12 protein-coding genes and 3 pseudogenes are annotated in these 16,876 nt (G+C 64.3%); 13 read left to right on the top strand and 2 right to left on the bottom strand.

What is annotated here, in order from left to right:
* Positions 1 to 138: 138 nt before the first annotated feature.
* Positions 139 to 1,155, bottom strand: coding sequence for an AraC family transcriptional regulator (locus ACZ2IA_RS06880; RefSeq protein WP_470291828.1), 1,017 nt, complete (start codon positions 1,153 to 1,155; stop codon positions 139 to 141).
* A gap of 131 nt (positions 1,156 to 1,286) precedes the next feature.
* Between ACZ2IA_RS06880 and ACZ2IA_RS06875 the strand changes: the two genes are divergently transcribed.
* The 7 genes and pseudogenes from ACZ2IA_RS06875 to ACZ2IA_RS06845 all read left to right on the top strand — a co-directional run bounded on the left by ACZ2IA_RS06875 (position 1,287) and on the right by ACZ2IA_RS06845 (position 8,344).
* Positions 1,287 to 2,789: a flavin-containing monooxygenase gene (locus ACZ2IA_RS06875; RefSeq protein ID WP_470291827.1), complete on the top strand. Its 1,503-nt coding sequence runs from the start codon at positions 1,287 to 1,289 to the stop codon at positions 2,787 to 2,789.
* Between the two features lie 42 nt (positions 2,790 to 2,831).
* Positions 2,832 to 3,739: pseudogene (locus tag ACZ2IA_RS06870) on the top strand (alpha/beta hydrolase).
* Positions 3,740 to 3,764: 25 nt separating this feature from the next.
* Positions 3,765 to 5,396: a cholesterol oxidase gene (gene choxAB / locus ACZ2IA_RS06865; RefSeq protein WP_470291826.1), complete on the top strand. Its 1,632-nt coding sequence runs from the start codon at positions 3,765 to 3,767 to the stop codon at positions 5,394 to 5,396.
* Complete coding sequence (locus tag ACZ2IA_RS06860; RefSeq protein WP_470291825.1) at positions 5,393 to 5,830, top strand: aldehyde dehydrogenase family protein; 438 nt, start codon at positions 5,393 to 5,395, stop codon at positions 5,828 to 5,830. Before choxAB ends, ACZ2IA_RS06860 begins: the two co-directional genes overlap by 4 nt.
* A 476-nt stretch (positions 5,831 to 6,306) precedes the next feature.
* Positions 6,307 to 7,107 (top strand): annotated as a pseudogene (gene tnpC, locus ACZ2IA_RS06855) (IS66 family transposase).
* On the top strand, positions 6,998 to 7,366 hold the full coding sequence (locus ACZ2IA_RS06850; protein WP_470291824.1) for a transposase domain-containing protein: 369 nt from the start codon (positions 6,998 to 7,000) through the stop codon (positions 7,364 to 7,366). The pseudogene tnpC and the gene ACZ2IA_RS06850 overlap by 110 nt, the downstream one beginning before the upstream one ends.
* A 789-nt stretch (positions 7,367 to 8,155) precedes the next feature.
* Complete coding sequence (locus ACZ2IA_RS06845) at positions 8,156 to 8,344, top strand: hypothetical protein (RefSeq protein WP_470291882.1); 189 nt, start codon at positions 8,156 to 8,158, stop codon at positions 8,342 to 8,344.
* Positions 8,345 to 8,516: 172 nt separating this feature from the next.
* On the opposite strand, the gene ACZ2IA_RS06840 is transcribed toward ACZ2IA_RS06845, so the two are convergent.
* Positions 8,517 to 9,641, bottom strand: coding sequence for a substrate-binding domain-containing protein (locus ACZ2IA_RS06840; RefSeq protein WP_470291823.1), 1,125 nt, complete (start codon positions 9,639 to 9,641; stop codon positions 8,517 to 8,519).
* Positions 9,642 to 9,884: 243 nt separating this feature from the next.
* Between ACZ2IA_RS06840 and ACZ2IA_RS06835 the strand changes: the two genes are divergently transcribed.
* The 6 genes and pseudogenes from ACZ2IA_RS06835 to ACZ2IA_RS06810 all read left to right on the top strand — a co-directional run.
* Entirely contained in the window at positions 9,885 to 10,427 is a 543-nt protein-coding gene (locus tag ACZ2IA_RS06835; protein ID WP_470291822.1) for a formate dehydrogenase subunit gamma, read from the top strand.
* A complete protein-coding gene (locus ACZ2IA_RS06830) occupies positions 10,424 to 11,977 on the top strand; it encodes a formate dehydrogenase beta subunit (protein WP_470291821.1) in 1,554 nt (517 codons plus the stop codon). Before ACZ2IA_RS06835 ends, ACZ2IA_RS06830 begins: the two co-directional genes overlap by 4 nt.
* Before the next feature lie 95 nt (positions 11,978 to 12,072).
* The gene (gene fdhF, locus ACZ2IA_RS06825) at positions 12,073 to 14,931 is read left to right on the top strand and encodes a formate dehydrogenase subunit alpha (RefSeq protein WP_470291820.1); all 2,859 of its coding nucleotides are present in this window, start codon (positions 12,073 to 12,075) and stop codon (positions 14,929 to 14,931) included.
* A gap of 3 nt (positions 14,932 to 14,934) precedes the next feature.
* Positions 14,935 to 15,783: a formate dehydrogenase accessory sulfurtransferase FdhD gene (fdhD, locus tag ACZ2IA_RS06820; protein WP_470291819.1), complete on the top strand. Its 849-nt coding sequence runs from the start codon at positions 14,935 to 14,937 to the stop codon at positions 15,781 to 15,783.
* Complete coding sequence (locus ACZ2IA_RS06815) at positions 15,780 to 16,013, top strand: formate dehydrogenase subunit delta (RefSeq protein ID WP_470291818.1); 234 nt, start codon at positions 15,780 to 15,782, stop codon at positions 16,011 to 16,013. Before fdhD ends, ACZ2IA_RS06815 begins: the two co-directional genes overlap by 4 nt.
* 184 nt (positions 16,014 to 16,197) lie before the next feature.
* Positions 16,198 to 16,539: pseudogene (locus ACZ2IA_RS06810) on the top strand (DUF4147 domain-containing protein); the annotation flags it as partial.
* Positions 16,540 to 16,876: the final 337 nt, after the last annotated feature.

Genomic DNA, 16,876 nt, shown 5'->3' with positions numbered 1-16,876 from the left:
GGAATGGGGCGCAAGAAACTGGCCGGAAGGCGGAAAAGTCGTTTTGCGCTACACGAGATTCTTTTGAGTAGCCCTAACGGTAACGGTCACTGGGTTCGATTAGGTCAGATCGCTCGCACCATACCCCCATAATTGCCATCATGTACCTCTGGACAGGCGGAACGCATGTGGCGTGCGACCACGCCATCGCTTGAAGGCATTAATGAAGCTCGTGGCTTCAGCATAACCGAGCCGCTCGGCGATCTGTTCTACTGACAGCCAGGGTCCTGACAGGAATTCTTCGGCCAACGTAAGCCGTACTTCATCACGTAGTTCGGTAAAGGTGGTGCCTTCATCAAGTAGCCGCCGTCGAAGGGTACGCGTCGTTATGTTCAGATCGGCGGCGACCACTTCCATGCTAGGCATCAACGGCGTATGAGCAATCAGTCGGTTACGGACACAGGCGGCTAGCCTGCTTCGGACTTTTCGGATGTCCAGTAGCTTGCGGCACTGTTCTTCCGCCGCGTGTAGCGCCAGTTCGTTGGCCTGAAGCAGCGGGAGCTGCAAACTAGCCCGATCTATCACCGCAAGGTTTTTGCTGGCACTAAAGACAGATCGCACGCCGAAGAACTTCTCATACAAATCAGCATAAGGGGGCGTGGCAAAGCGGAAGCTCAGGCTTTTTAGCGCAGGCACCGAGGAGAACAGGTCGCGTTGTACGGCGATCAGGGCGGCGATATCTCGCTCGACAATAAAACGACGCAACGGCTCGGGGATCTCTGAATCGTCCACCGTGATATGCGTTTCGGTGTCTGTATCCATCACCAGAAAGCGTGTGAAGGCGAATGTCAGGTGAAAGTATCGCAAGGCCACATCCAGCGCACCGCGTGCGGTGGGGCTACTGACCATCGCGAAACCGAGAGCGCCGAACGCGGTGAAGTGATAGCGCTTGCCCGCCTCGATCCCCAGAGCGGGGACTTCGCCCAGGTATTCGATCAAATTGCCGATCAAACGTAGCTCCTGCTGACCACTGACCACGACAGCGGAATCGGCGAGTTGGTTCTCATGCAGGCCAGTACCAGCGAGGCTGGCCCGTAGGGGCATACCATGATCGGCGGCGAGTTCCGCCATGATGCGCATGCTGGTTACGCTGCGCTCGAAGTTCCATTGCGTCATACGCGCCCCCCCCCTCTTGTTATTTGTCCTTAATTATCGATATTTTGTCCCGTTCCGTCACTACCAGATGTCCTCTGCCGCCATAGGCTTGCATCACATAAGTCTCATAAGGCGCGAGCCAAGGAGGAGTCATGGAAACGAAACTGAATGGCGAAGAGTCATCACCGAGCATCGTGATCATCGGCACTGGCTTTGGTGGCCTGTGCATGGCGATTCAACTGAAAAAGGCCGGCATCGAATCCTTCACGATGCTGGAGAAGGCGGGAAGTGTCGGCGGCACCTGGCGCGACAACACTTACCCAGGAGCCGCCTGCGACGTGCAGTCGCATCTGTATTCGTTCTCGTTCGAGCCAAAGAGCGACTGGACCCGAAAGTTCGGCCTGCAGCCGGAAATCCGCTCCTACATGGAGAGCTGCGTCAGCAAATACGAACTTAGGTCCCATATTCAGTTCAATAAGGAAGTCGTCTCCGCCGAGTTCGACAAGGTCGCGGGCAGGTGGATCATTACCACGAAGGACGGCGCGGTGCTGCATGCCAATATCGTGGTGACCGCCTGCGGTCAGCTCAACCGCCCTGCCTTTCCGAAAATCAAGGGCATCGAGAGTTTCAAGGGTAAAGCTTTTCACTCGGCACGCTGGGACCACGATTACGACCTGACTGGCAAATCCGTTGCCGTGGTTGGTACTGGCGCGAGCGCGATCCAGTTCGTGCCGCAAATCGTATCGAAAGTAAAGCAGGTCAAATTGTTCCAGCGCTCTGGCGCTTGGGTCATCGCCAAACCGGACCGGCCGTTTACCGGCTTCGAGCAATGGATGTTTGAGGCCTTTCCCATTGTCGACCGTTTGTACCGTTCGCTGATTTACTGGAAAAACGAAAGCCGCGCTCTCGCGTTCACACGCTTCGGCTGGTTGCTCGGAGCTTTAGCCTTGCAAGCACGCTGGATGGCATGGCGCCAGGTGAAGAGCAAGAGCAAGCGCCGCAAACTCATCCCGGATTACAAGATCGGCTGTAAGCGCGTGCTGATCTCTAATGACTGGTATCGGGCAATGAACCATGACCACGTGGATATCGTTACCGAGGACATCGACCACGTGGAATCCGACGCGATAGTCACCAAGAACGGTCGGCGTCACCCGGTGGACGCGATCATCTACGGCACGGGCTTCCAGGCAACCGATTTCCTAGCCCCGATGACGATCAAGGGCCTCAATGGACTCGATCTGAACGAGGCCTGGCGCGATGGTGCGGACGCCTACAAGGGCATCTGCGTATCGGGCTTCCCCAACCTCTTCATGCTTTACGGGCCAAATACCAATCTGGCGCACAGTTCCATCGTGTTCATGTTGGAGTCGCAGGTGCACTACGTCATGCAGTGCGTGCGGATGCTGCTCGACCCTGGCCTGCACTTCATGGACGTGAAGGCCAACCGACAAAGCGAATACGCCGCAAGTATTCAGAAACAGCTCAAGAGCAGTGTCTGGGAGTCTGGTTGCTCCTCCTGGTACAAGACCGCCTCGGGCAAGAACACGAACAACTGGCCGGGCTTCACCTTCAGCTACCGCCTGATGACCAGGATGCTCGACTTGCAGGACTACGAGCTGCACCCGACACCATCATGTGTGGCCACGGCGTAACCCGCGACGGGAGTGACGCCGAGATTACCCCAAGGAATCTTGATGATGAAAACACTGCTGTTCTGGTTCGTGCGTCTGTTAGTCAAACCGGTGCTGGCAGACTGGGTCCCAGTGTCCATCCAGCGGCGCTGGGGCGCGTGGGTCGGCCTGCTATTAGTCGGTCCGCGCGGCTTCAAGGCCCAGCAGGAGAACATCGCCGGCGTTTCGACGCTACGGATCGATCCGGCGGGTGCACCGCCGAGCCTCGGTGTGCTCTATCTGCACGGTGGCGGCTATGTGATGGGCGGCGCCGGCAGCCATGCGAAGCTCGCTGCCCACATCGGGCATGCCGCAGCGGCTCGTGTGTGGCTGCCGGACTATCGGCTCGCACCGGAGCATACCTATCCCGCCGCGCTTAAGGATGCTCTGGCGGTGTACGCCGCATTGATCAGTGCCGGGCAGGACCCGGCACAGCTGACACTGGCGGGAGACTCGGCCGGTGGAGGTCTGGCACTGGCGACGGCGCTGGCGATTCGCGATAGCGGTCTGCCTCTGCCAGCATCACTGGTGCTGCTCTCGCCCTGGGTGGACCTGACTCTTGGCGGTGAGAGCATCGTGACGCGCGCCAAATTCGATCCGATGCTAAGCCGTTCATGGCTTTCCTGGTGTGCCGATAGGTATCGCGGCGACGCGAGAGCCTGCGACGAGGGCCTCTCGCCGCTGTTCGCGAATTTGCACGGACTCCCCCCCTACTGATCCAGGTGGGTTCGGAGGAGATCCTTTTGTCGGATGCGGAGCGCCTAGCTCAGCGGGCGCGGGATGCTGGCGTTCAGGTCAGCCTACACCGCTACGAGGGCCTCTGGCATGTCTTTCAGCTCCATGCCGGCATGCTGTGCGAAGCGGATGCCTCGGTTGCGGAGATTGGGCGATTCGTGAACAGCCACTGCTTATCCAAAACTGCCGTTGCATAGACAGACACTGAAGGCGAGAAAAGTGATGAAGAGCTCAAGAGGCAGTTTCGACTACGACTACATCGTAATAGGGTCCGGCTTCGGCGGCAGCGTTTCAGCCTGCCGCCTGGCCGAGAAGGGGTACTCAGTCGCTGTCATGGAAATGGGGCGGCGCTGGAAGCCGGAGGATCTTCCCAAGAGCAGTTGGGACGCGCGGCGATGGCTATGGCGACCGGGGCTCAAACTGTTCGGCTTCTTCAATATGCGTCTGTTCCGGCACGTCACGATCATCTGCGGCAATGCGGTGGGCGGTGGGTCCATCACCTACGCCAACACCCTGCTGGTGCCCCCCGACAGCATCTGGGACGAGGGTTCCTGGGCTGGGGCAACCGACTGGAAGAGCGAGATGCCGGAGCATTTCGAGCGCGCCAAGAGCATGCTTGGTGTCACCGAAAACAAGCTGTTCGGCCCGGCCGATCACTTGCTGAAGGAGATGAGCGAAGCGGCCGGCGTCGGCCACACCTTCAAGCCTACGCAGGTTGCGACATTCTTTCCTCCTGAAGGCGAAGCCGGCGGGAAGACCTATCCGGACCCCTACTTCGGCGGTGACGGGCCGCCGCGCAGCAGCTGTGTTGGCTGTGGCGGCTGCATGATGGGGTGCAAGCACAACGCGAAGAACACCCTCGACAAGAACTACCTCTATTTCGCAGAGAAGCACGGCGCGCAAGTGTTCGAGGAAACCCGGGTGGTGGACGTGCGGCCACTTCACGGCAGGGCCGACGGTAGCGACGGCTACGAGATCACGACCGAACGCTCCACCGCGTGGTTTAACAAGCAGCGCAGCCGCTTCACCGCGCGCAATGTGGTCATTGCGGGGTCCTCACTGGGCACACAGGAACTGCTGTTTCGCCTCAAACAAGGCGGCTCCTTGCCCAACGTCTCGAATGAGCTGGGCAATGGTGTACGCACCAATGCCGAGTCCATCGTCGGAGTGCGTTTCCCTAGGCAGCAGGTGGACATGACCCCAGGAGTCGCGATCGGCTCTAGCATCTACCTCGACGAGCATACGCACATAGAGGCGACGCGCTACCCATCGGGCTCGGACGCCATGGGTTTGTTGACCACGCTGATGATCGGCGGCAAGGCGGGATGGACGCGGATCTTCACCTGGCTTTGGGCGGCGCTACGCCATCCGCTTGTGTTTCTACGCATGAGCACCCCCTTCGGTTTTGCGCGGCAGACGCTGATCTTCCTGGTGATGCAGACAGTGGATGCATCTCTGCGCATGCGGCTCAAGCGACCCTGGTACTGGCCATTCAGCAAACTGCTGTGCAGCGAAGGCAACCGTATTCCGACCTATATCCCGCAGGCCAACGCCTTTACAGAAAAGATGGCAAAGATGTTCGGAGGAACCCCAATGACAACCCTCACCGAAATCCTTTTCAACGTTCCGTTTTCCGCGCATTGCATGGGCGGCTGTGCCATCGCAACAAGCCCAGAGTGCGGCGTCATTGGCCCGCAGAACCGGGTCTTTAACTACAAAAACCTCTATGTGGTGGACGGCTCCATGCTGGGAGCGAACCTCGGCGTGAACCCCAGCTTAACGATAACCGCGTTGGCCGAGCGCGCGATGTCCTTCATTCCACCGCGCTCACCTATTACTGGAGAAGGTGCATGAACCGCTCAATTCTCACCACAACCGAAGCAGTAGAAACGGCTGACTATAACCCCGCTCCCTCCGAGCGGCTCGGGTCATCTCCCAACTCGTTGATTGAGTGCATGCCAGAGATTTTCTCTCGCGCCCGCGCCGCGCAACGTCTGTGGCAGGCCAAGCCATTCCGCGAACGCCGCCGACACATGCAGCTCATGCGCGACTACATCGTTTCGCACGCAGAGGACCTGGCGCACATCGTCAGCCTGAACAACGGCAAGACGCGCATGGATGCACTAATCACCGAGGTGCTGCCCTGTACGTTGTCCTGCGAGTGGTATGGCAAGAATGCGCAGAAAGTACTGAGGCCGCAGCGCCGCGAGGCAGCCCGGAGCGCTGCATTAACCACAAGGACAGCAACGAGTTCACCACCAAACCACCGGCAAATGCGTCCACACTGAAGAGCAGCGCAAGACGGGTCACGATCCGGCGCGATGGACCGAGCGGTGCACTTGGAGCCCGGGTGTGCACGGAAGGCTCGGGCAGCCGTCGATAGAGGAGCCAGAGGATGATGCCCGTCAACGCGTAGACGATGAACATGGCGCGCAGGGCCGCGAGCAGCGACACGCCGGTATGCAGCGTCAGCCATTGGGGTAGTGCCGCGGACAACGCGCCGACGGCTGCGGAGAATGCCCCGACCAAGCTGTATCGCACGAACAGTGCGGTGCGGACATCGGCAGCCGCCGACTCGGCCAGGCCGGCCTGCTCGAGCGGCAGGAACAGGCTCATATCGCCCGAACTCGGGTTGAGTGCGCCAACGAACGCAACGATCAACAGCGGCCACAGTGACGAGAAGCCGGCAACCCCCAGACCGGAGGCAGCCATCAGACCGGCCGCGAAGGTCAGCATGCGGCGCTGGGGATAACGATTGCCAAGCATGCCGACAGCGATCGTCGCCAGCGCAGGGCTGCTCGCCAGCATCCAGGTCGACACCTTCGTGGACCACCTGCCGATCAACCGGCAGGAGTTGCGCTACGCGCGCCTGGGCGTTCACCTGCCAAGGGCTACCCTGTGCGAATGGAAGCTGGCATCGGCCGAGCTGCTGGCGACGCTGCTGCCGTCCTTGCGCAACCACGTCCTGCAGGCGCCGCGCCTGCATCTGGACGACACCACGCTGCCATTGCTCGAGCGCGGGCGCACAACCACGCGGCAAGCCCACCTGTGGGGCTACCTCGGGGCCGGCCAGCGGCAGGAGAACGGGTTGTGGGTGGATCATCCGCCGGCGGTGCTGTTCGAGTTCGCCGAATCCCGCGCCGGCGCCCATCCCCTGTACTTCCTGCGCGACTATCATGGCTACCTGCAGGCCGATGCCTACAGCGGCCATGATGCGCTCTACCGCACCGGCCGGATCATCGAGGTCGGGTGCTGGGCGCATTGCCGCAGACGCTTCTTCGAGATTGCCAAGGCACAGAAGACGCCGGGGCTGGCCGCGCAGGCGCTGGAGTAGATCGCCCGGCTGTATGCCATCGAGGCCGGCATCAAGGACAAGTCACCGGATCACCAGCTGGCGGTGCGCCAGGCCGAGGCCGTGCCGCTGCTGGCGCAGTTCCATCAGTGGCTGCAGGGCAATGCCCATGGCCTGCTGGCCAGGCAGCCGCTGGCGCAGGCCTTCGGCTATGCGCTGCGACACTGGCAGGCGCTGGCGCGCTACACAGAGAGCGGCATCCTGGATGCCTGACAACAACCGGCTGGAGCGCGCGATCCGCCCGATTGCCCTCGGAAGGGCGAGCTGGCTGTTCGCGGGCTCACCGCGCGGCGGGCGCGCCGCGGCCACCATGTATTCGCTGCTCGGCACCTGCCGCCTGAACGGCATCGAGCCCTATGCCTGGCTCAAGGACACGCTGCAGCGACTGCCCGCTCACCCTGTGTCAGCCAGGTTCACGAACTGCTGCCGCTGGCGCGCTAGCCGGTACACTGCGCGTCATGGACATCCTTGACGCTCTGCGCCTGGCCCCGAGTGCCGACCTGTACCGCCTGTATCTGACCATCGGGCGGATGATCAACGATCCCAAGCGTATCCTGGAGTGCCGTCGGCATCTGCATATCGGCGACCGTCGACTACGTTGCCGACGACCTTACCCAGCCGCTGCGCCAAGTACGCATCCTCGAGTTGCGTCAGACCCAGGCTGTGGTCCAGGACATCACCAGCGGCCGACACTGGATCCTGCCCTACGCAGCCGTGCTCGCCGATCCCTCCCCCCGGCGCCACAACCTGCGCACACCCCGCCGCCGACTTGAGCACAGCGGGCGGACTTCCTGGTCGGCGACACAGTCGCCTTCACCGATCAGCACCTGCGCGAGCGCATCGGCATCATCGTACGGCTGAACCAGAAGACCGCCTCCATTCAATGTGACCCGAACGAAGGTCACTGGCGCGTCTCCTTCGCGCTCCTGCGCAAGGTCGTCGACCTGTAACCACCCATCTCTCCAAACGGCCGCTTCCAGCTCACTCCACATGGATTCCGCTGACGGTTACTTCTTAAGCGGCAGCCACCGGCGGTTGTCGTGAATTTCGTCCCTCCCAGCGATCTAATCGATCTTGTGCTTCCGAATGATCCCTTCTTACGAAGTGTTGGCGCTTTTGCTTCGTTCTACGACCGGTGCGACAGGCCACACGCCCACTTCAGGCGAAGCACTTCCTTGATCTTGCGCATGGTCATCCGGTTGGCCGGCATCAGCTTGCTTCCTTGCAAAAAGGAAACAGCGTATCGCCGGCGATTTAGCCCATGCGCAGTACCACCCCCATCCCTTGCCCGGTGCCATTTCGGCGCATGATCACCCGTTTCGGCTGCTTGATCACCTATTTCAGCAACGTGATCACTCGTTTCGGGACCGTGATCAGCCATTTCGGCGTCACCGCCAAAGTGATCACGTTCAGCCGAAACCGGCGATCACCTTCCGGCCGAAACAGGTGATCACGTTGCGCCGAAATCGCTGATCACGTGCCCCGAAATACGCATCCCGTGTATTTTGCCTCGGCCATGACTCATCTCCAGTGGTGGTGGTGGGTGTGGGTCGCGTCGCGAGCATGTCAGTCTGAGCGCCGCCACCAGCTTTGTCCAGCCCGCGCCCGTCCCGGCGCGCCGGCTAACGCAAGGTGCCAGGTTCCGTACCGTAGCCGCGAAATTCCGGGAATCCCGGGAAGGCCTCTTCCAGCGTCTGCACGGCGCCCGTCATGCTGCCATCGTAGCCGGGCAGCGCATCCACCATCTGGCGGAAGCTGCCGCTCTTGAGCGCGGCCACCGCGCCCGCCAGCGCCGGGCTTTGCAGCATCTTCTGCTCGATCGCGAAGAAATAGCGCTCCTGCAGCACCGGAATGAACTCCAGCCCGAAGCGCCGGGCCGCGGTCTCCACCCCGAAACCCGCGTCCGCCATGCCGCTGCCGATATAGGCGGCGACCGCGGCATGGGTGAACTCCCCGTTGCTGTAACCCTCGATGCGGTTGCTGTCGATGCCGCGCGCGCGCAGGATCAGGTCCAGCAGCAGGCGCGTGCCCGAGCCGGTCTGGCGATTAACGAAGCGCACGTCTGGCCGCGCAAGGTCCTGCAGCGAGTGGATGCCGCGCGGATTGCCGGGGCTGACGAACAGGCCCTGCGAGCGCACCGCCAGGTGGATCAGGCAATGTGTCTGCGGGCGGATCCAGGCGGTGAAGCGCGCCAGCGTCTCGCGCTCGAATTCGCCGATCGGCACATGGAAGCCGGCAATGTCACAGCCGCCCTCGGCCAGCGCCGCCACCGCTTCCAGGCTGCCGCAGTACTTCAGGTCGTGGCGCACCTTGTGCTCGTCGAGGAAGTCGCGCAGGGCCGCCACCGCGAAGCCGTGGCTGGCGTGCAGGCGCACCGGCGCCGCACCCTGGTCCACCAGCTTCTTCAACTCGACTTCCAGCTCCGAGGCCAGGCTGTCCAGCGTCGGCGAGAGCCGCGCGGCGATCCGCTTGCTGGCCCATACCAGTTGCTGCGCCAGCGGCGTGAGCGTGCTGCCGCGCCCGCGCGTCTTGGCGATCAGGGCGCCGTCGAATAGCGACTCGGCATCGCGCAGGATGCCCCAGGCATAGCGGTAGGACAGCCCGGTCAGCTCCGCGGCCTGGCTGATGCCGCCCGCGCTTTCGATATGGCCGAGCAAGGTCACCAGGCGCGAGACATCGAGCGCCTCCTGGTCCGCGCGCGCATCATCGCGCACTTGCAGATGTGGGTGGATTGAGATACGAATCATATGAAAAAAATAGCATATTGATTGGTGCTATCGCCTTATCTATATTCCCTTCCAAGGGCGATATCCTGCTGACAAGACGTCGCCATGATATGAAAAAAATAGCATATAAAGGCCAGCAGTGCGCCGGAATTGCAGGCACGCGGCACCGCTTGCGCACCGCACGCTTCGCCGCCGCGGCCCTTGCTTTCCTTGCGCCGGCACCCGCGACGGGCGCCGGCAGATCTGGCCAATACAGGAGACACCATGCCTAGCCAAGCCGCTGACAGCGCGCGCGAGCAGGTTGCGCGCATCGTGGCGTCGCGCCGGAACATGCCCGGCGCGCTGCTGCCCATCCTGCACGAGATCCAGGACACGGTGGGCTTCGTGCCGCCGGAAGCGGTGCCCGACATCGCCCGCGCCCTCAATCTCTCGCGTGCCGAAGTGCACGGGGTGATCACCTACTACCACCACTTCCGCGACAGCAAGCCGGGGCGCCGCGTGGTGCAGGTGTGCCGTGCCGAGGCTTGCCAGGCGGTTGGCGCCGAGGCGCTGGCCGAGCATGCCAAGCGCACGCTGGCCTGTGGTTTCCACCACACCACCGACGACCAGGCCTTCACGCTGGAGCCGGTCTATTGCCTGGGCCAGTGCGCCTGCGGGCCGGCCGTGATGATCGGCGAGCAGGTGCACGGGCGGGTGAGCCCGCAGCGCTTCGATGCCCTGATCGCCGTGCAGCGCCAGGAGCAGGCAAGGGAAGCCGCAAGCGATCGGCCCGGGCTGCCGGGGAACCTGCCAGGAGAAGCATCATGACCATCACCGTTTATGTTCCGCGCGATTCCAGCGCGCTGGCGCTGGGCGCCGACGAGGTGGCGCGCGCCATCGCGCATGAGGCCCAGGCCCGCGGCGAAGCGCTGCGCCTGGTGCGCAACGGCTCGCGCGGCATGTTCTGGCTCGAACCGCTGGTGGAAGTGCAGACCGATGCCGGGCGCGTGGCCTACGGCCCGGTCGCGGCCGAAGACGTGGCGGGCCTGTTCGACGCGGGCTTCCTGCAAGGCGGCGCGCATGCGCTGGCCCTGGGCCCGACCGAGGAGATCCCCTTCCTCAAGCGGCAGGAACGCCTGACCTTCGCACGCGTGGGCATCACCGATCCGCTCTCGCTGGAAGACTTCATCGCCCACGAAGGCTATGCGGGCCTGACGCGTGCGCTGGCCATGCGCCCCGAGGAGATCGTGCAGCAGGTCACGGACTCCGGCCTGCGCGGCCGAGGCGGCGCGGCGTTTCCCACCGGTATCAAGTGGAAGACCGTGCTGGGCGCGCAGTCGCCGGTGAAGTACATCGTGTGCAACGCCGACGAGGGCGACTCCGGCACCTTTTCCGACCGCATGGTGATGGAGGACGATCCTTTCGTGCTGATCGAAGGCATGACCATCGCCGGGCTCGCGGTGGGGGCAGAGCAGGGCTATATCTACACCCGTTCCGAGTACCCGCATGCGGTGGCCGTGATGGAAGCCGCCATCGGCATCGCGCAGGCGGCCGGCTGGCTGGGCGACGACATCCGCGGCAGCGGCCGGCGCTTCCACCTGGAAGTGCGCAAGGGCGCGGGCGCCTACGTGTGCGGCGAGGAAACCGCGCTGCTCGAAAGCCTGGAGGGCAAGCGCGGCGTGGTGCGCGCCAAGCCGCCGCTGCCCGCGCTCGAGGGCCTGTTCGGCAAGCCCACCGTCATCAACAACGTGATCTCGCTGGCCACGGTGCCGGTGATCCTGGCGCGCGGCGCCGAGCACTATCGCAACTTCGGCATGGGCCGCTCGCGCGGCACGCTGCCCTTCCAACTCGCCGGCAATATCCGCCAGGGCGGCCTGGTGGAAAAGGCCTTTGGCGTGACCTTGCGCGAGCTGCTGGAAGATTACGGCCAGGGCACCCGCAGCGGCCGTCCCATCCGTGCGGTGCAGGTGGGCGGGCCGCTGGGCGCCTACCTGCCCGAGTCCCGCTTCGACACGCCGCTGGACTACGAGGCCTTTGCCGCCTTCGGGGCGGTGGTGGGCCACGGCGGCATCGTGGTGTTCGACGACACCGTGGACATGGCAAAGCAGGCGCGCTACGCGATGGAGTTCTGCGCGCTCGAGTCCTGCGGCAAGTGCACGCCCTGCCGGATCGGCTCCACGCGCGGCGTGGAGGTGATCGACAAGATCATCGCCGGCAACCAGCCCGCCAAGCACGTGAAGCTGGTGCGCGATCTGTGCGACACCATGCTCAATGGCTCGCTATGCGCCATGGGCGGCATGACGCCGTACCCGGTGCTGTCCGCGCTGGACGAATTCCCCGAAGACTTCGGCATGGCCCAGCCCGTCAAGGCTGCCTGAGGGGCAACCTTGACGTAAGGCCGGCAACGCGCGATCGCGTGCCGGTACCGCAGATCATGAATCGCGCCGCCCGAGCGCTGCAATGGGAGCTTCCCTTGAACACCCTGAACGAAATCGACTACGGCACGCCGCCAAGCGCATCGGAACAACTGGTCAAGCTGGAGATCGACGGCGTCGACGTGACCGTGCCGGCCGGCACCTCGGTGATGCGCGCGGCGGTGGAAGCCGGCGTCAACGTGCCCAAGCTGTGCGCCACCGACAGCCTCAAGTCCTTCGGCTCCTGCCGCCTGTGCCTGGTGGAGATCGAAGGCCGGCGTGGCTACCCGGCCTCGTGCACCACACCGGTGGAAGCCGGCATGAAGGTGAAGACGCAGACCGGCAAGCTGGCCGATATCCGCCGCGGCGTGATGGAGCTGTACATCTCCGACCACCCGCTGGATTGCCTGACCTGCCCCACCAACGGCAACTGCGAGCTGCAGGACATGGCCGGCGTGGTGGGCCTGCGCGAGGTGCGCTACGGCTACGACGGCGCGAGCCATACCGCGCTGGCCAAGGACGAGTCCAATCCCTACTTCACCTACGACCCGTCCAAGTGCATCGTCTGCAACCGCTGCGTGCGCGCCTGCGAGGAAACCCAGGGCACCTTCGCGCTCACCATCAGCGGGCGCGGCTTCGATTCGCGCGTCTCGGCCGGCACCAGCCAGAGCTTCATGGAATCGGACTGCGTGTCCTGCGGCGCCTGCGTGCAGGCCTGCCCGACCGCGACCCTGACTGAGACCTCGGTGATCCGCATGGGCCAGGCCGAGCACAGCACCGTCACCACCTGCGCGTACTGCGGCGTGGGCTGTTCCTTCAAGGCGGAAATGAAGGGCAACGAAGTGGTGCGCATGGTGCCGTACAAGGACGGCCAGGCCAATGAAGGCCACGCCTGCGTCAAGGGCCGCTTCGCCTGGGGCTATGCCACCCACAAGGACCGCATCCTCAAGCCCATGGTGCGCGCCAAAATCACCGATCCCTGGCGTGAGGTCAGCTGGGAAGAGGCCATCGCCTACGCCGCCTCCGAGTTCAAGCGCATCCAGGCCAAGCACGGCCGCGAATCCATCGGCGGCATCGTTTCCTCCCGCTGCACCAACGAGGAAGGCTACCTGGTGCAGAAGCTGGTGCGCGCCGCCTTCGGCAACAACAACGTCGATACCTGCGCGCGCGTCTGCCACTCTCCCACCGGCTACGGCCTCAAGCAGACCCTGGGCGAATCGGCCGGCACCCAGACCTTCCGCTCAGTGGAGAAGGCCGATGTGATCATGGTGATGGGCGCCAACCCCACCGACGGCCACCCGGTGTTCGCCTCGCGCATGAAGAAGCGCCTGCGCGCCGGCGCCAGGCTGATCGTGATCGATCCGCGCCGCATCGACCTGGTCGAGTCGCCGCATATCCGCGCCGACTATCACCTGCAACTGCGCCCGGGCACCAATGTGGCGGTCGTGACCTCCATGGCCCACGTCATCGCGACCGAGGGCCTGCTCGACAAAGCCTTCATCGCCGAGCGCTGCGAGGATCGCGCCTTCCAGCAATGGCGCGACTTCGTCTCCCAGCCGGAGAACTCGCCCGAGGCCATGGCCGAGGTCACCGGCATTCCCGCCGAGCATCTGCGCGGCGCCGCCCGCCTGTATGCCACCGGCGGCAATGCGGCCATCTACTACGGCCTGGGCGTGACCGAGCATGCCCAGGGCTCCACCACCGTGATGGGCATCGCCAACCTCGCCATGGCCACCGGCAACGTCGGGCGCGAAGGCGTGGGCGTGAATCCCCTGCGCGGACAGAACAATGTGCAGGGCTCCTGCGACATGGGTTCCTTCCCGCATGAGCTGCCGGGCTACCGCCACGTGTCGGACTCCACCACGCGCGGCCTGTTCGAGTCCGCCTGGAATGTGGAGATCAGCCCCGAGCCCGGCCTGCGCATCCCGAACATGTTCGAGGCCGCGCTGGCGGGCAGCTTCAAGGGCCTGTACTGCCAGGGCGAGGACATCGTGCAGTCCGACCCGAACACCCAGCACGTGGCGGAGGCGCTGTCCTCGATGGAATGCATCGTGGTGCAGGACATCTTCCTCAACGAGACCGCCAAGTACGCCCACGTCTTCCTGCCGGGTTCCTCCTTCCTGGAGAAGGACGGTACCTTCACCAACGCCGAGCGCCGCATCTCGCGCGTGCGCAAGGTCATGCCGCCCAAGGCGCGCTACGCCGACTGGGAAGCCACCCAGCTGCTGGCCAACGCCCTGGGCTACCCCATGCAGTACAGCCACCCGTCCGAGATCATGGACGAGATCGCGCGGCTCACGCCCACCTTCAGCGGCGTCAGTTACCGCCGCCTGGACGAGCTGGGCAGCATCCAGTGGCCCTGCAACGCGCTGGCGCCCGAGGGCACGCCCACCATGCACATCGACGAATTCGTGCGCGGCAAGGGCAAGTTCATCATCACCAAGTACGTGCCCACCAGCGAGCGCGTGAACCGCGCCTTCCCGCTGATTCTGACCACCGGGCGCATCCTGTCGCAGTACAACGTGGGCGCGCAGACGCGGCGCACCGACAATGTCTACTGGCACGACGAGGACCGCCTGGAGATCCATCCACATGACGCCGAGGAGCGCGGCATCAAGGATGGCGACTGGGTCGGCGTGCAGAGCCGCGCGGGCGAGACCGTGCTGCGCGCCAATGTCAGCGAGCGCATGCAGCCGGGCGTGGTCTACACCACCTTCCACTTCCCGGAGTCCGGCGCCAACGTCATCACCACCGACAATTCCGACTGGGCCACCAACTGCCCGGAATACAAGGTGACGGCGGTGCAGGTGATGCCGGTGGCCCAGCCTTCGGCCTGGCAGCGCCAGTACCAGGACTTCAACGCGCAGCAGCTCCAACTGCTGCAGGCCGCCAGCGCGGACCCGGCCACGGAGGGCTGAGCCATGGACGCTTGCACCAAGCGGATGGACGGCACGGCCGAGCCACCTACCCACAGTACCTTTGCCGTCGGCCAGTGGCGGCAGGGCGAAGTCGCGCTGCGCGAGGACGAGATCGCCGAGGAAGTACCGGTGGCGCTGGAGTACAACGGCATCTCCCACGCGGTGATGCTGGCCTCGCCGGCCGACCTGGAAGACTTCGCCGTGGGCTTCAGCCTGAGCGAAGGGCTGGTGGCCGGCGTGCGCGACATCTATGAGATCGACACCGAGGCCCGCTGCGAGGGCATCGCCGTGCGCCTGCGCATCGCCGCCGAGGCCTTTGCGCATCTCAAGGCGCGGCGCCGCACGCTGGCCGGCCGCACCGGCTGCGGCCTGTGCGGCACCGAATCGCTGGAGCAGGTCATGCGCACGCCGGCGCCGGTCGACAGCGACGCCCGCTTTTCCGCCGCCGCCATCCAGGCCGCCTTCGCCCAGCTCGAGCTGCGCCAGCGGTTGCTGCAGCACACCGGCGCCACCCATGCCGCCGCCTGGCTGCGTGCCGACGGGCAGGTCCCCCTGGTGCGCGAGGACGTGGGCCGGCACAATGCACTGGACAAGCTGGTCGGCGCGCTCGCGCGCAGCGGCGAGGACCGCTCGCGCGGCGCCGTGCTGGTGACCAGCCGCGCCAGCTACGAGATGGTGCTCAAGACCGCCAGCGCCGGCATCGGCCTGCTGGCCGCAGTGTCCGGCCCCACCGCTCTGGCCGTGCGCCTGGCCGAACAGGCCGGCGTCACCCTGGCCGGCTTCGTGCGTGCCGGCCGCTACAGCCTCTACACCCATCCACAGCGTCTGCAGGACGCATCGAGCCAGTCATGAAGATCGACAACCTCGTCAAGATGGCGAACCAGATCGGCGGCTTCTTCGAAGCCATGCCGGACCGCGACGAAGCCATCGCGGACATCGCCAGCCATATCAAGCGCTTCTGGGAGCCGCGCATGCGGCGCAGCCTGCTGGAGCATGTCGACGGCAGCGCCGGCGACGGCCTGGATGACATCGTGCAGCAGGCGGTGGCGCGGCACCGGGACTTGTTGCAGGTGGCAGATTGAGGTGGTGCCTCTGATCGCCTGACGATGTTGCTGCCTGCGGGGCTTGGTTTGTTTGTGTGGTGCTGGTCCGCGTGGCAAAAGCAGGTTTCGCATCCCCTTCGGGGCTTGTTTTTGCGATGTTGGTCCGCAAGGCAAAGGCCTGTTTCGCCTCGCCCTGCGGGGGCGGCGACCTCTGCACATTGGAGTGGCCGCGCAATGGACAGATGCCAGCGCCAAGTTTAGGGGTATTCGTACTTCCCGTGCGAAATCTGGTGGTGAGCGCTCGCGAAGCCTTGCCCTGAGCGGCTTTCATGAGTGCCGTCGACTAGGCTTGCGAGCAGAACAACAATCACTTAAAAATCAACGTCTTGCAAAGACAAGGCACCAGATTTCGCACGGAGAGTACGAATACCCCATCAAGGGGGGCCGCCTGGCGGCAGCGTGCCACCCGGCGCGCGTCTGCTACCTGCTGCTGTCCGACGCCCCAGGCGACGATCCCGACATCGCGTCCGGCCCAACAGTCCCCGATCCCACGACGCGTGCCGACGCGCTCGACATCGTCCAACGCTATCGCATCGACGTCCCGCCGCACCTGCTCGAGGCACTGGCCTCGGAAGCGGCCGAGATGATAAAGCCTGGCGACCTGCGACTGCCACGCATCAAGACCTCGCTCATTGCCGCACCGCGGATGCTGGCGGCCGCCCGCGTCGCCAGGGACGCCGGCCTGCCGGCGTACATGCTCGGCGACGCCATCGAAGGCGAGGCGCGCGACGTCGGCAAGGTGATGGGCGGCATCGCGCACGAAGTAGCCAGCCACGACCAGCCGTTCCCGGCGCCTTGCGTCCTGCTGTTCCGCGGGGAGACGACGGTCACGGTGCAGGCCA

The organism is Crenobacter sp. CS_VA4 (assembly GCF_055597485.1).
This window is presented reverse-complemented; position numbering and strand designations above follow the sequence as displayed.

Bases quoted from the DNA above. Each gene is read 5' to 3' on its own strand.
- ACZ2IA_RS06880 (WP_470291828.1), bottom strand. From the start codon at position 1,155: ATGACGCAATGGAACTTCGAGCGCAGCGTAACCAGCATGCGCATCATG.
- ACZ2IA_RS06875 (WP_470291827.1), top strand. From the start codon at position 1,287: ATGGAAACGAAACTGAATGGCGAAGAGTCATCACCGAGCATCGTGATC.
- choxAB (WP_470291826.1), top strand. From the start codon at position 3,765: ATGAAGAGCTCAAGAGGCAGTTTCGACTACGACTACATCGTAATAGGG.
- ACZ2IA_RS06860 (WP_470291825.1), top strand. From the start codon at position 5,393: ATGAACCGCTCAATTCTCACCACAACCGAAGCAGTAGAAACGGCTGAC.
- ACZ2IA_RS06850 (WP_470291824.1), top strand. From the start codon at position 6,998: ATGCCCATGGCCTGCTGGCCAGGCAGCCGCTGGCGCAGGCCTTCGGCT.
- ACZ2IA_RS06845 (WP_470291882.1), top strand. From the start codon at position 8,156: ATGCGCAGTACCACCCCCATCCCTTGCCCGGTGCCATTTCGGCGCATG.
- ACZ2IA_RS06840 (WP_470291823.1), bottom strand. From the start codon at position 9,641: ATGATTCGTATCTCAATCCACCCACATCTGCAAGTGCGCGATGATGCG.
- ACZ2IA_RS06835 (WP_470291822.1), top strand. From the start codon at position 9,885: ATGCCTAGCCAAGCCGCTGACAGCGCGCGCGAGCAGGTTGCGCGCATC.
- ACZ2IA_RS06830 (WP_470291821.1), top strand. From the start codon at position 10,424: ATGACCATCACCGTTTATGTTCCGCGCGATTCCAGCGCGCTGGCGCTG.
- fdhD (WP_470291819.1), top strand. From the start codon at position 14,935: ATGGACGCTTGCACCAAGCGGATGGACGGCACGGCCGAGCCACCTACC.
- ACZ2IA_RS06815 (WP_470291818.1), top strand. From the start codon at position 15,780: ATGAAGATCGACAACCTCGTCAAGATGGCGAACCAGATCGGCGGCTTC.